Here is a 12,891-nt window from a genome sequence, read left to right as displayed (position 1 = left end):
TCCCCGTTTCCGCCCAGCTCAGAGCGCCCGGAGGCCGCTGATCACGTCGCGCAGAATACTCTCGTCCGGCAGCTCGGCAGGGGGTACGGGACGTGTCACATGGACCATTTCGTCGTCCACCAGGTCCCCGATGAGGACCCGCACCACTCCGATGGGCAGATCGAGTTCCGCCGCGAGTTCGGCGACCGACTGGGGAGCGTCACGGCAGAGTTCGACGATGTCCACGTGTTCCGGGGACAGTGTGTGGTCGGCCTCGGGGTCCTCGGCGTGCTGTTCCGTGACCACTACCGCGATCAGATCGAGGCGGTGCTGGGCCGCGCTGGTGGTGCGGCCGCGTGTCATGGCGTACGGACGGACCACCGGTCCGGCCTCGTCGTCGAACCAGTGGCGTGTTCCCTGACCGTCTCCGCTCATGTCATCCCACTACCCGCCCGAAGGCAGATCGGTGCGCGGACTGGCGGCCAGATGTACGCCGACCCGCTTGACGAGGAGCGTCATCTCGTAGGCGACCTGGCCCACGTCCGAGTCGGCGTCCGACAGCACGGCGAGGCAACTGCCGTCACCGGCGGCCGTGACGAACAGGAAGGCCTCGTCGAGTTCGACGACGGTCTGCCTGACGCTGCCCGCCTCGAAGTGCCGGCCGACGCCCTTGGCGAGGCTGTGGAAACCGGAGGCGACGGCGGCCAGGTGCTCGCTGTCCTCCCGGCTGAGGTCCTTCGAGGCCCCGGTCGGAAGGCCGTCGCCGGAGAGCACGATCGCCTTGTGGATGCTGGCGACGCGGTCCACCAGTTCGTCGAGGAGCCAGTTCAGCTCGCCGGACACGCTGCTGGTCGCGGGCCCTGCGGCCTTCGGTGCGGTCATCGACCGTCCCCCTTTGTCGTTCGTCGTGCTGAGCCGTCCTGGGCCTGGTCGCCCACGGCGTTCTCGTCGCGGCCGCGCTGCCAGCCCCGCTGGAGCGAGGCCATCCGGCTGCGTACTTCGTCGGCGTCCCGCTCGGCGGGATCCGCCCCCGTGCCGCCGCGGGCCTTGTCGCGCTCGGCGAGCCGCGCCGGTCCGTCCTTCAACTGCGGGGCCAGACTGGCCTGCCGCACGCGCCGTGGCAGCGGGGTCGTTTCCGTTTCTGCCGGGCCCGCCGTGGTGTCGCGGCGCGGGGCGGTGTCGTCCGGGCCGGCACCCGCGGCGGTACCGCGGGTGCGGCGGGGCAGAGCCGGGGCGTCGTGGAGGCCGGGCGCCGGGCGGAGTTCGGGTGCCTCACGGAGGCCGGACCTCTCGGGTGTGCCGGAAGGTCCGCGCGGGCCGGGGACACCGGGACGCTCGCCGCCGCGCCGGCCCGACGGCGTGGACCGCTCGCCGCGCCGCTGGGGCAGTGGCTTCATGCCATCGGGTTCCGCCGCACGACGTTCCAGGCGGTCCGCGCCCTTCATCGGCTCCGGGTCCGACGGGGTGCCGAGACGCTGCACCGGCTCCAGGTTCTGCGCCGATTCGAGGTCCTGCGCCGGGTCGTCGTCCGCCTGGTCGCGCCGCGACCTGGTCTGGCCGACAGTACGGCCGTGCGAGCTGACGAGCTTCGGGGTCCGGCGTCGCGGCAGCCCGGCAGGAGCGGTGCCCGGGCGGTCGTCGTCCCCGGAGCGGGCGGGCTCGTCGTCGCTGCCGTCGGTCTGCTGGTGCTGCCCCGCGGGAACGCCGGCTATGGAGCGCCGCGGGCGGAACAGTCCGCCGCGTTCGCTGTCGTCGTCGCCGAGGGCGCCGGGGAATCCGGTGAGCGTGTCCAGGTCGACGGGCGCGTCCAGCTCGACGGGGCCGTCCAGGATCGAGGCGGGCAGTCCCGGCAGACGCGCCGGCGCCTGGGTGAGTGCCGCCTTGCGGCGCTCCTCCGACTCGGCCTCCTTGGCCGGCAGGGTGCGGTCGAGGCGGAATCCGATGCCGTTGGTGTCCGGCACGTCGTCGGTGAGCAGGGAGTCCGGCATGAAGACGACCGCGGTGGTGCCGCCGTACGGGGACGGCTGGAGTGAGACGCGGACGTTCTGCCGCTGGGCGAGCCGGCTGACCACGAAGAGACCGAGCCGGTCGGTGTCGGAGAGTTCGAACTCGGGAGTCTCGGCGAGCCGCAGGTTGGCGTCGAGCAGAGCCTCGGCCGCCATACCGAGGCCGCGGTCGTGGATCTCCAGGGTGAAGCCGTTGGCGACGCGCTCGCCGACCACGTGAACGGCCGTGTGCGGAGGCGAGAACACCGTGGCGTTCTCCAGGAGTTCGGCCACGAGATGCGTGAGGTCGGCGACGGCGGGACCGGTGACGGCTACCCGCGGCAGTCGGCGTACCTCGATGCGCTCGTAGTCCTCGACCTCGGCGACGGCGGCGCGGACGATGTCCATGAGCTGGACCGGCTTGCGCCACTGCCGGGACGGCGCGGCGCCGGACAGGATGACCAGGCCCTCGGCATGGCGGCGCATACGGGTGGTCAGGTGGTCGAGGCGGAACAGGTCGGCCAGCTCGTCGGTGTCCTCGGTCCTGCGCTCCATGGTGTCGAGCAGGGTGAGCTGCTTGTGGAGCAGTACCTGGCTGCGGCGCGCGAGGTTGACGAAGACCTCGGAGACGCCCTCGCGCAGTTCGGACTGCTTGACGGCTGCCTCGACGGCGGCGCGCTGAAGGGTGTTGAGGGCCTGGCCGACCTCGCCTATCTCGTTCCTGTCGTACTCCAGGCGCGGTACCTCGGTCTCGACGTCGACCTGCTCGCCGGCGGAGAGACGGCGCATGACGCTGGGCAGCCGTACACCGGACGCCTCATGGGCCTCCAGGCGCAGCCGTCGCAGGTCGCGGATGAGGCTCCGGCCGATGCGCACGGACATGACGAGCGAGATCAGCAGGGCGATCAGGCCGATCACGCCCGCGACGACCGCCTTGAGGATGACGGCCATGGCCACGGGCCTGACCCTGTCCTGGTAGTGGTCGCCCGCCCGGTCCTCGAGGGTGCCGAGTTCGTCGAGCACGGGCCCGGCCGCGCCGTCCCAGCTCTTCGCGGTGACTCCGCGCGGCGAGCCGGTGGTGGAATCGGCGACGGCCTGCTCCGCCGCGTGCAGGGACACCATGGCCGCGTTCTTCTGATAGCGCTCGAAGCGTTCGCGTTCCGAGGCGGGCAGCAACGGCAGGCTGACGTCGTACAGGAGAGCGCGCTGGGCCACGAGGTCGGAGATGCCACGGAGTTCGTCGCGCGTGATGCGACCGGCGACCAGTGCGGAGCCGAGCAGGGCGTCCTCGCGGGAGAGCAGTTCGCGGGCGCGGGACACGTTGACGAGAGCACGGCCCTGCTTGTCCAGCTCCACGTTGTCGACCACGTGCAGGTTGGCCAGCAGGACGTAGCAGGGGTCGATCAGACGGTTGTATAGGCCGAGGGCCCCGGCCCGGTCGACGGTGCCTTTCTCGACACCGGTGCGCAGCGAGTCGATCCCGTCGATCGCTTCGAGGAGGGAGGTGAGGCGCTGCGAGGTGCCCCCGCTCAGCTCGCTGCGCACGTCCTTGTCCTTGGCGTTCCTGCGGACCTTCGCCACGATCCGGTCCGTGGCGCTCCGACTGCGCTCGAGGGCCGCGAGTCCGTCGGAGGCGCGGGGATCGGCGAGATAGACGAGCGTCTGGCGGCGTTCCCGCTGGAGGACCCTGACGGTGTCCTCGGTCGGATAGGCGATCTTCTCCACGATGTCGGACACGCTGAAGAGTTGGCTGGCCTCACGCCCCGTGAGCACGGTCGCGAAGGCCCAGATCGCGGTCAAGGACACAAGAGGCACGAGGAGCAGCGCCACAATCTTCCGGCGGATGGACTTCCCGCGAAAGCGCATGGCCTCCCCCAGCTCGACCCCCTCCGGCCGGGGGTACACATGTGCGTCAACAAACGGCGTGAGCCTACTACTGACTCATAGGTAACTCGAAGACCCGTCCGGTCGCGCAGCCGCTCGACGGGAAACGGGACATGGGGAGTTGTCCGTTCATTGGGGGAGATTGCCTCCCTGAATCCGGCACTTGGGGCCGGATCACATCGGAGCGGGGAACTTCGTCAGTTGGCCGAAATTCTTCGCTCGTTGGGAATCTTCGGGGCAGGTCGTTCGTCTTTCTGTACGGGAATTGAGGGCGGAATCGGCCACAGGTGCCGCATGCCGCGCTCAGGCGGCGTAAAAGAGCGCAAGCCGGGCAGCCACTGGGGAGCGGGAGTCGCGAGACACCCGTGCGAGAGGGTTGCTGGGCGGTGGGGAGTGACGAGTTGATGGGCACGGCGGAGCGGAGCGGGGCACCCGGGACACGGGATGCGACGCGCGAGGCGGAACAACTGGCCACTCAGGCCCAGGATCACGGCATTCCGGCGCCTGAGCAGGGTCGGCCGGACAGGCGGCGGGCCACGACGGGCGAGCGCGCCGCCGCGGAGGTCGGGGGCACCGCCACGGACATACGCGGCCGAGCCGGCGAGAAGGGCGCTGCCACGGACGGACACGAGGACGACGACGAGCAGGCGTACTACCGGCCGCTGTGGATCGAGGAGCCCGCGCGCAGGCACCGGCTGCCCGATCCGGTGCGCACGTCGGCCGTGCGCGCGGTGCTCATCATCGCGGTGACGCTGACGCAGGCCGTGGTGGCCTTCCTCTGCACGATGGCGGGGTCCTGGCTTGCCTTCCCGATGGTCCTGAGCAGCGTGGCCAGTACGGTTGTGGCCACATGGGGCGCCCTGGACGTCTGGGTGACACGGCAGGTGTGGAACCAGCGGAACGGCGTGGTGTCGGTGCCGAGCAGCACCGCGCGGGCAATGCGGCGCGAGCGCCGCAAGGCCCGGCGTCAGGAGCGGATCGCGGCGCGGGCCCAGGAGCGGATACGCAGGCGGGGCGGGGCCGGACAGTTGTCGCACTCGTAGCGGAGCGGCAGCCGTGTCCGCCCCGGCCCCGGGTGCGTGGAGCGGCGCGCCACGACCGGACCTGAGGTGGATCGCTGCTCACGCGGCCGGCCCAGGAGGTACGGGACGGACCTCCTGACGTCGCGTCGGCCGCCCGTGGGCGTGATCCCGGTCGCCTCCTCACAGGGCCGCCGGCTCCACCGGGTTCTCGTCGCGCGCCAGTTCACGGCGGACACGCGTGAAGGGGCGGGGGTGGTCGACGCCGAGCACCGCCGTCGTGCCGCCGGCGCGCTCGTAGAGGGCGAGGAAGCCGCCCTCGGCCGGTCCGCCCTCGTCGAGGGCTCCCTCGATGATCCGGACCGTGTCCGTATCCCGCCGCCGCCCCGCGAACTGGATCCGCGCACCGTACTGGTCGGACCAGAAGTAGGGCAGGGACCGAAAGGTCGTCACGGTGCGTCCGGCGAGCAAGTTGCCCACCGCGACGCGGGGTTGCTCGGTGGCGGAGGTCCAGTGTTCGGTGCGGGTGCCGCCGACCCGGGCGACGTCACCGACGGCGACCACCTGCGCGAGTCCGGTCGCACAGCCGTCGTCGCACAGCACACCGTCGTTCAGGGCGAGCGTCGAACCCGCGAGCCAGCCGGTGTTCGGGGAAGCGCCGATCCCCATTATCACGACATCAGTGGGCAGGAAGCGGCCGTCGGACAGTTCCACTCCGATGACCGCGCCAGGGGACGCGCCACCACTTCCCCGGATCCCGGCGACGCCGGTTCCGGTGACGAGGACGGTGCCTGCGCGCCGGTGCAGTGCGGCGCACACGGCGGCCATGTCCGGGCCGAGTTGAGGAAGGAGGGGCAGCGGGGCGGCCTCGACGACGGTGACGTCATGGCCGAGGGCGGCGCACGAGGACGCGGTCTCGGCGCCGATGAAGCCTCCGCCGATCACGACGACGCGGCGCTGACCCGCGGTGAGTTCCGCGCGCAGGGCACGGGCGTCGTCGAGGGTGCGCAGGGTGTGCACGCCGGCGAGTTCGTCGCCGGGTAGGCGGCGGGCGGAGGCGCCCGTGGCGATGACCACTCCGTCCGTGGAGACGGTGCGGCCGCCGTCCAGGAGGACGGTGCGGCCCCGGGCGTCGAGGCCGCGGGCGCGCACGCCGAGGAGCCATTCGGCGTCGAGTTCCGCACTCTCCTCGGCGTCGGTGAGGGCGAGTTGGTCCTCGTCGGCGCGACCGGTGAGGAAGTCCTTGGAGAGGGGAGGCCGGTCGTACGGGCGGTGGGGTTCGTCACCGACGATCACCAGACGTCCGTCGAAGCCCTGGGCGCGCAGTTCTCGGGCCGCGTACAGGCCGGAGAGTGAGGCACCGACGACGGTCACGGTCCTCATACGGCCCGCCCTTCATCGGCGGCGAGGGCGGTGACGCGGCGTCCGGGTGCGAGGGTCACGGCGTTCATGCGGCGGTGCCCTCCTCCGCGGCGAGGTGGACGTGGATGATTCCGTCGTCGACGGTGACGCGGTGGGTACGGACGGGGCGGCGTGCGGGCAGGCACGTCGGCCGGCCGGTGCGGAGATCGAATGAGGCTGCGTGCAGCGGGCATTCGATCAGGCAGCCCTCCAGCCAGCCCTCCGAGAGGGAGGCGTCCTGGTGGGTGCAGGTGTCGTCGATGGCGTACAGCTCACCGTCGGCGTTGAACACGGCGACCGGTGGCGTGGTCTCCACACGGACGGATTCGCCCTCGGGGAGGTCTTCAAGGCGGCAGACGGGAATCATGGGCCCCCCTCTCGGTGCGGACGTCTCGTCCGCGACCTCAGGTCCAGGTCGTCGGGAACCTTCCGGGTTCCGGACGCTTCGGTAACATGATGTTTCGCATGGCGCACGAGGGAGCGCTATGCGCAACAGAATCCGCGCGGGGATCCCGTCACGTCAAGGGCTTCCCGCAGATGCGGCCCGAACACGGCCGTCAGGTGGTGAGAGTTGACCTATGACCCGCACGCAGAAGCAGGCTGAGCGCACCGAGCAGACCCTCGAGAAGCAGAGCGGCAGAGGCACGGGCAGCGCCGTCCAGTCGGTGGACCGCGCCGTGAGCGTGCTGGAGATCCTCGCCCGGCTCGGCGAGGCGGGCGTCACCGAGATCGCCGAGGAACTGGACGTGCACAAGTCCACCGCGTTCCGGCTGCTCGGCGTCCTGGAGAACCGTGGCCTGGTCGCGCAGGCCAAGGACCGCGGAAAGTACTACCTGGGAGCAGCCATGCTGCGCCTCGCCGGGGCGGCGGCGGTGCGCCTCGACATCTCCCAGGAGGGTGTTTCGGTCTGCCGCGAACTCGCCGACGAGCTGGGCGAGACCGTCAACATCGCGGTCCTGGACGACGACGCCGCGGTCAACATCATGCAGGCCCGCGGCACGGCCTCGGTCACGGCGCAGAACTGGCTGGGCAGGCGCACCCCGCTGCATGCCACGTCCAGCGGGAAAGTGCTGCTCGCGCACATGTCGCCCACGCTGCGGGAGGGTTTGCTGGCACGCCCTCTGCCGCGTTTCACGGAGCGCACGATCACCGGGCCGTCCACGCTGCGCGGCGAGCTGGAGGCCGTGATCGAGCAGGGTTACGGCATCACCCTCGAGGAGTTGGAGCTGGGTCTCGCCGCCGTGGCCGCTCCGGTGCGGGCGCACGACGGCAAGGTGATCGCCGCGATCAGCGTCTCGGGACCGGTGTACCGGCTGAACGCGGACCGCCTGCCGGAGTTGTCCAAGCGGACGGTGGCGGCGGGGGCGGAGTTGTCCCGCCGGATGGGTTACGGCTTCTGAGACGGCGCTTCGCCGCCGGCGTCGGCGCCTCCCTCGGGCGCACACCCGCTCCAGGCGCGGGGCCGTGGATTCCACCGGCCCCGCGCCGCGCCGCGCCGTCGTGTGTCGGCCACGTTTCGGGCCTCCCGTTCCTTTTGCCAAGGGTTAACTCCCACCCCTTGACGGCCGCCTGACGGCGTTCTCAATATGTTCCTCATCACGCAACCCATCGTGCATTGCGCAACAGCAGAGGAGCTTGTCGTGCCCCACGAGGTCCGTGCCGTAGTCGCCGTCAAAAAGGGCGCACCCGTCGAGGTGCAGACGATCCTCGTTCCCGACCCGGGCCCCGGTGAGGTGCTCGTCGACGTCCAGGCCTGCGGGGTGTGCCACACGGATCTGCACTACCGGGAGGGCGCGATCAACGACGAGTTCCCCTTCCTGCTGGGCCATGAGGCGGCCGGCACCGTCTCGGCGGTCGGGGACGGCGTCACCGACCTGGTCCCCGGCGACTACGTGGTCCTCGCCTGGCGCGCCCCCTGCGGCACCTGCCGCTCCTGTCGCCGCGGCCGGCCCTGGTACTGCTTCGACTCGCGCAACGCCACACAGCCGATGACCCTCCTCGACGGCACCCCTCTCAGCAACGCCCTCGGTATCGGCGCCTTCGCCGAGAAGACCCTGGTCGCGGCCGGTCAGGCGGTGAAGATCGACCCGGCGGCGCGGCCGGAGGCCGCGGGGCTGATCGGCTGCGGCGTGATGGCCGGATACGGCGCCGCGGTCAACACCGGCAACGTCGGGCGCGGCGACACCGTCGCCGTCATCGGCTGCGGCGGCGTGGGCAACGCGGCCATCGCGGGCGCCTGTCTGAACGGCGCGATGAAGGTCATCGCCATCGACATCGACGACAAGAAGCTCGACCTGGCGGAGAGGTTCGGCGCCACGCACACCGTCAACTCGCGGGGAACGGACCCGGTCGAAGCAGTCCGCGCGCTGACCGACGGCTTCGGAGTCGACATCGCCATCGACGCGGTGGGCCGACCGGAGACGTACAAGCAGGCCTTCTACATGCGCGACCACGCGGGTGTGCTCGTCCAGGTCGGCGTGCCCGACCCCGAGATGAGGATCGACCTCCCGCTGATCGACCTGTTCTCGCGCGGTGGCGCCCTGAAGTCCTCCTGGTACGGCGACTGTCTGCCGAGCCGCGACTTCCCGTTCCTCATCGACCAGTACCTGTACGGGCTGCTGGACCTCAACGCCTTCGTCAGCGAGACGATCTCCCTCGATCAGGTCGAGGAGGCGTTCACGAAGATGCACCGGGGCGAGGTGCTCCGGTCGGTCGTGGTCCTGTGAGCACCCCGGGCGCCCCGCGGGCCGAACGCGTCGTCACATCCGGCACGTTCGGCACGACCGGCCGTACACACGCGGACCGCCCGGCCGGCGGGACCGCCGTCCGCGACCGGCTCCTCCTCCCCGGCAACACGGTCGTCCCCAGCGGACACGGCTCGGACCGCACGGTCACCGCCCGGCGGCCCGGCGTCCACGCCACCTGAGCGCGTTCACTCCCCCACCCCGGCAAGGAGGGGCATGTCCAGCACGCCCGCAACCCGTCCCCGTGTGGTCGTCATCGGCGCCGGCATCGTCGGCTGTTCCCTCGCCGACGAGCTGACCGCCCGCGGCTGGACCGACGTCACCGTTCTCGAACAGGGTCCGCTGCCCGCCCCGGGCGGCTCCACCTCGCACGCACCGGGCCTGGTCTTCCAGACGAGTCCCTCCAGAACACTGACCGCGTTCGCCCGCTACACGGTCGAGAAGTTCTCCTCCCTCACCGTGGACGGCGTCTCCTGCTTCGACCAGGTCGGCGGGCTGGAGCTCGCGACCACCCCCGAGCGCCTCGCCGACCTGCACCGCAGGGCCGGATACGCGGCCTCCTGGGGGGTCCGCGGCGAGATCGTCAGCACCGACCGATGCAAGGAACTCTGGCCGCTCCTCGACCGTTCGGCCGTCCTCGGCGGCTTCCACACCCCGGACGACGGGCTGGCCCGCGCCCTGCTCGCGGCCCGGGCCCAGATGGAGCGCGCGACCGAGCGGGGCGCCCGTTTCCTCGACCGCCACACGGTCACCGGCATCGAGAAGGCGGACGGCAGAGTCACCGGCGTCGTCACCGACCGGGGCACGTTCCCCGCCGATCACGTGGTCTCCGCCGCCGGCTTCTGGGGTCCCGTCATCGGGCGCATGGCCGGAGTCGACGTACCCCTGCAACCGCTCGCCCATCAATACGCGAGGACACGGCCGCTCCCCGAACTCGCCGGGGCGGCGTCCGAAGCCTCGAAGCCCATCCTCCGCTTCCAGGACCGCGACCTCTACTTCCGCGAGCACCACGACCGCATCGGCATCGGCAGCTACGCCCACCGGCCCCTGCCGGTCGACCCGTTCGGGATCCTCCCCTACGACGAGGCGCGCGCGAACGGCATGGAGATGCCGTCGTCGTATCCCTTCACCGAAGAGGACTGGACGCCGAGCTGGGACGACTGCCGCCGACTGCTGCCCGCCCTGCGCGACACGGAGATCGAGGAGGGTTTCAACGGCGTCTTCTCGTTCACCCCGGACGGCATGCCGCTGCTCGGGGAGTCCCGGCAGCTCCGCGGCTTCTGGCTGGCCGAAGCGGTCTGGGTCACCCACTCCGCCGGGGTGGCGAAGGCGGTCGCCGAGTGGATGGTCGACGGGCGGGCCTCCATCGACCTGCACGAATGCGACCTCGCCCGCTTCGAGGACGCGCAGCGTTCACCGTCGTACGTCCGTGAGCGCGGCTCGCAGCAGTTCGTCGAGGTCTACGACATCCTGCACCCCCTCCAGCCGATGGAGCGGCCGCGCCCCCTGCGCGTCAGCCCCTTCCACGCCCGGCAGCAGCAACTCGGAGCGCGCTTCCTGGAGGGCGGCGGCTGGGAGCGGCCGCACTGGTACGAAGCGAACGCCCCCCTCGTCGACACACTCGGTCCCCTCCCCGAACGCGACGCCTGGTCGGCCCGCTACTGGTCCCCCATCGCCGCGGCCGAAGCGCGGGCGACCCGCGAGAAGGTCGCCCTCTACGACATGACCCCGCTGCGCCGGCTCGAAGTCACCGGCCCCGGCGCCCTCGCCTTCCTCCAGCGCATGACCACCAACAACCTCCGCAAGAAGCCCGGCGCGGTCACCTACACGCTGCTCCTCGACGAGACCGGCGGCGTACGCTCCGACCTCACCGTCGCCCGGCTGGCCCCCGACCGCTTCCAGGTCGGCGCCAACTCCCCCGCCGACCTGGACTGGCTCCTGCGGCACGCACCCCAGGACGTGCACCTCAGAGACATCACCTCCGGCACCTGCTGCATCGGCGTGTGGGGTCCGCTCGCCAGGGACCTCGTCCAGCCGCTGACCCGCGACGACTTCTCGCACGAGGGGTTCGGCTACTTCCGCGCGAAGGAGACCTACCTCGGGCATGTCCCCGTCACCGCCATGCGGTTGAGCTACGTCGGGGAGCTCGGCTGGGAGCTGTACACCACGGCCGACCTGGGACTCAGGCTCTGGGACACGCTCTGGAAGGCGGGCCGCCGGCACGGCGTGATCGCGGCCGGGCGCTCGGCCTTCAACTCCCTCCGCCTGGAGAAGGGGTACCGGGCCTGGGGCACCGACATGACCGACGAGCACGATCCGTACGAGGCGGGCGTCGGCTTCGCCGTCCGCATGGACAAGGACGGCTTCGTCGGCCAGGAGGCCCTGCAGGGCCGCGCGGCCCAGGAGCCCGCGCGCCGGCTCACCCCGCTCCTCCTCGACGACCCCTCCGCCGTGGTCCTCGGCAAGGAGCCGGTCTACGTCGACGGCGCCCCCGCGGGCTACGTCACCAGCGCCTCGTACGGCTACACGCTCGGCCGCTGTGTCGCCTACGCCTGGCTGCCGGCGCTCGCCACCGGCACGGGCGTGCACATCGACTACTTCGGCGAGAAGATCCCCGCGACCGTCGCCGAGGAACCGCTCTTCGACCCGAAGATGAACCGAATCCGCCGCTGAATCCGATGAAGAGGCAAGAGCCGGACGAAAGGCAGGAGGAGCCCTGTGTCCCCCACGTATGACGTGATCGTGATCGGTCTCGGCGGCATGGGCAGCGCCGCCGCGCACCATCTGTCCGCGCGCGGCGCCCGGGTGCTCGGGCTGGAGAAGTTCGGCCCGGTGCACAACCGCGGCTCCAGCCACGGCGGCTCGCGCATCACGCGGCAGTCCTACTTCGAGGACCCGGCGTACGTCCCGCTGCTGCTGCGCGCCTACGAGCTGTACGACGAGCTGGAGCGGGCGACGGGCCGTGACATCGCCACCCTGTGCGGCGGCGTGATGGTCGGGCCCCCGGACTCACGGACCGTCTCCGGTTCGCTGCTCTCGGCGCAACGGTGGGACCTGCCCCACGAGATGCTGGACGCGGCGGAGATCCGGCGCCGCTTCCCCACCCTGACTCCGCGCGACGACGAGGTCGCGCTGTTCGAGGCGCGGGCGGGACTGCTCCGCCCCGAGAACACCGTCGCCGCGCACCTCCAGCTCGCCACCCGGCAGGGCGCCGACCTGCACTTCGACGAGCCGATGACCCGCTGGGAGCCATACCGGGACGGCGTGCGGGTGCACACGGCCGAGAACACCTATACCGCCGGTCAGCTGGTGATCTGCCCGGGAGCCTGGGCGCCGCAGCTGCTCACCGATCTGGGCGTGCCCTTCAGGATCGAGCGGCAGGTCATGTACTGGTTCCAGCCGACCGGCGGGGTCGGGCCGTTCGTGCCCGAGAGGCATCCGATCTACATCTGGGAGGACCCGGCCGGAGTCCAGGTCTACGGCTTCCCCTCCATCGACGGACCCGAACTGGGCGCGAAGGTCGCCTTCTTCCGCAAGGGCGTCGAGTGCACCCCGGAGGACATCGACCGGACCGTGCACGAGGACGAGATCCGGGCCATGGCGGACCACATGTCCCGCTGCATCCCCGATCTGCCCGGCACCTTCCTCAAAGCCGCCACCTGCATGTACTCCAACACGCCCGACGAGCACTTCGTCATCGCCCGCCATCCCGCGCACCCGGAGTCCGTCACGGTGGCCTGCGGGTTCTCCGGACACGGCTTCAAATTCGTACCGGTCGTCGGCGAGATCCTCGCCGACCTCGCCCTGGACGGCTCCACCGAGCACCCCATCGGCCTGTTCGACCCCCAGCGCCTCGCCGCCGCGCCCGCCTGAGGAGTA

General features: G+C 71.2%; 11 protein-coding genes. 6 read left to right on the top strand and 5 right to left on the bottom strand.

Annotated features, from left to right (window positions below; translation table 11 throughout):
- Nucleotides 1-18: 18 nt before the first annotated feature.
- The 3 genes from OOK38_RS26985 to OOK38_RS26975 are packed head-to-tail and all read right to left on the bottom strand — an operon-like array spanning nt 19 to nt 3,830.
- Nucleotides 19-414: a DUF742 domain-containing protein gene (locus tag OOK38_RS26985; RefSeq protein ID WP_266756317.1), complete on the bottom strand. Its 396-nt coding sequence runs from the start codon at nt 412-414 to the stop codon at nt 19-21.
- Between the two features lie 9 nt (nt 415-423).
- Nucleotides 424-861 carry a roadblock/LC7 domain-containing protein gene (locus OOK38_RS26980; RefSeq protein ID WP_266756319.1) on the bottom strand — a complete coding sequence of 146 codons (438 nt, stop codon included), beginning with the start codon at nt 859-861 and terminating at the stop codon, nt 424-426.
- Nucleotides 858-3,830 (bottom strand): nitrate- and nitrite sensing domain-containing protein, encoded by a 2,973-nt coding sequence (locus tag OOK38_RS26975; protein ID WP_266756321.1) that lies wholly within the window; start codon nt 3,828-3,830, stop codon nt 858-860. Before OOK38_RS26975 ends, OOK38_RS26980 begins: the two co-directional genes overlap by 4 nt.
- 422 nt (nt 3,831-4,252) lie before the next feature.
- Here OOK38_RS26975 and OOK38_RS26970 point away from each other — a divergent pair, with 422 nt between their 5' ends.
- Nucleotides 4,253-4,891: a hypothetical protein gene (locus OOK38_RS26970; protein WP_266756323.1), complete on the top strand. Its 639-nt coding sequence runs from the start codon at nt 4,253-4,255 to the stop codon at nt 4,889-4,891.
- A 159-nt stretch (nt 4,892-5,050) separates the two neighbouring features.
- Here OOK38_RS26970 and OOK38_RS26965 read toward each other — a convergent pair whose 3' ends face one another.
- Together OOK38_RS26965 and OOK38_RS26960 are read right to left on the bottom strand one after the other, a co-directional pair.
- The gene (locus OOK38_RS26965) at nt 5,051-6,250 is read right to left on the bottom strand and encodes an NAD(P)/FAD-dependent oxidoreductase (RefSeq protein ID WP_266756324.1); all 1,200 of its coding nucleotides are present in this window, start codon (nt 6,248-6,250) and stop codon (nt 5,051-5,053) included.
- Nucleotides 6,251-6,314: 64 nt separating this feature from the next.
- Entirely contained in the window at nt 6,315-6,635 is a 321-nt protein-coding gene (locus OOK38_RS26960) for a bifunctional 3-phenylpropionate/cinnamic acid dioxygenase ferredoxin subunit (protein WP_266756326.1), read from the bottom strand.
- 211 nt (nt 6,636-6,846) lie between these two features.
- Here OOK38_RS26960 and OOK38_RS26955 point away from each other — a divergent pair, with 211 nt between their 5' ends.
- The 5 genes from OOK38_RS26955 to solA all read left to right on the top strand — a co-directional run bounded on the left by OOK38_RS26955 (nt 6,847) and on the right by solA (nt 12,885).
- A complete protein-coding gene (locus OOK38_RS26955; RefSeq protein ID WP_266756327.1) occupies nt 6,847-7,668 on the top strand; it encodes an IclR family transcriptional regulator in 822 nt (273 codons plus the stop codon).
- A 240-nt stretch (nt 7,669-7,908) separates the two neighbouring features.
- Nucleotides 7,909-8,994 (top strand): S-(hydroxymethyl)mycothiol dehydrogenase, encoded by a 1,086-nt coding sequence (locus OOK38_RS26950; protein WP_266756329.1) that lies wholly within the window; start codon nt 7,909-7,911, stop codon nt 8,992-8,994.
- Complete coding sequence (locus OOK38_RS26945) at nt 8,991-9,194, top strand: hypothetical protein (protein WP_266756331.1); 204 nt, start codon at nt 8,991-8,993, stop codon at nt 9,192-9,194. Before OOK38_RS26950 ends, OOK38_RS26945 begins: the two co-directional genes overlap by 4 nt.
- 34 nt (nt 9,195-9,228) lie before the next feature.
- Nucleotides 9,229-11,685 carry an FAD-dependent oxidoreductase gene (locus OOK38_RS26940; RefSeq protein ID WP_266756333.1) on the top strand — a complete coding sequence of 819 codons (2,457 nt, stop codon included), beginning with the start codon at nt 9,229-9,231 and terminating at the stop codon, nt 11,683-11,685.
- Between the two features lie 45 nt (nt 11,686-11,730).
- Entirely contained in the window at nt 11,731-12,885 is a 1,155-nt protein-coding gene (gene solA / locus OOK38_RS26935) for an N-methyl-L-tryptophan oxidase (RefSeq protein ID WP_266756334.1), read from the top strand.
- Nucleotides 12,886-12,891: the final 6 nt, after the last annotated feature.

The sequence above is a fragment of the Streptomyces sp. NBC_00568 genome (assembly GCF_026341855.1).
Classification (GTDB): domain Bacteria; phylum Actinomycetota; class Actinomycetes; order Streptomycetales; family Streptomycetaceae; genus Streptomyces.
Note: the sequence above shows the minus strand (reverse complement) of the source record. Positions and strands in the feature narration are given on the sequence as shown.

What these genes read in the sequence shown, in the direction of transcription:
- OOK38_RS26975 (WP_266756321.1), bottom strand. Translation starts at nt 3,830, where the DNA reads ATGCGCTTTCGCGGGAAGTCCATCCGCCGGAAGATTGTGGCGCTGCTC.
- OOK38_RS26985 (WP_266756317.1), bottom strand. Translation starts at nt 414, where the DNA reads ATGAGCGGAGACGGTCAGGGAACACGCCACTGGTTCGACGACGAGGCC.
- OOK38_RS26940 (WP_266756333.1), top strand. Translation starts at nt 9,229, where the DNA reads ATGTCCAGCACGCCCGCAACCCGTCCCCGTGTGGTCGTCATCGGCGCC.
- OOK38_RS26955 (WP_266756327.1), top strand. Translation starts at nt 6,847, where the DNA reads ATGACCCGCACGCAGAAGCAGGCTGAGCGCACCGAGCAGACCCTCGAG.
- OOK38_RS26970 (WP_266756323.1), top strand. Translation starts at nt 4,253, where the DNA reads ATGGGCACGGCGGAGCGGAGCGGGGCACCCGGGACACGGGATGCGACG.
- OOK38_RS26980 (WP_266756319.1), bottom strand. Translation starts at nt 861, where the DNA reads ATGACCGCACCGAAGGCCGCAGGGCCCGCGACCAGCAGCGTGTCCGGC.
- OOK38_RS26965 (WP_266756324.1), bottom strand. Translation starts at nt 6,250, where the DNA reads ATGAGGACCGTGACCGTCGTCGGTGCCTCACTCTCCGGCCTGTACGCG.
- OOK38_RS26960 (WP_266756326.1), bottom strand. Translation starts at nt 6,635, where the DNA reads ATGATTCCCGTCTGCCGCCTTGAAGACCTCCCCGAGGGCGAATCCGTC.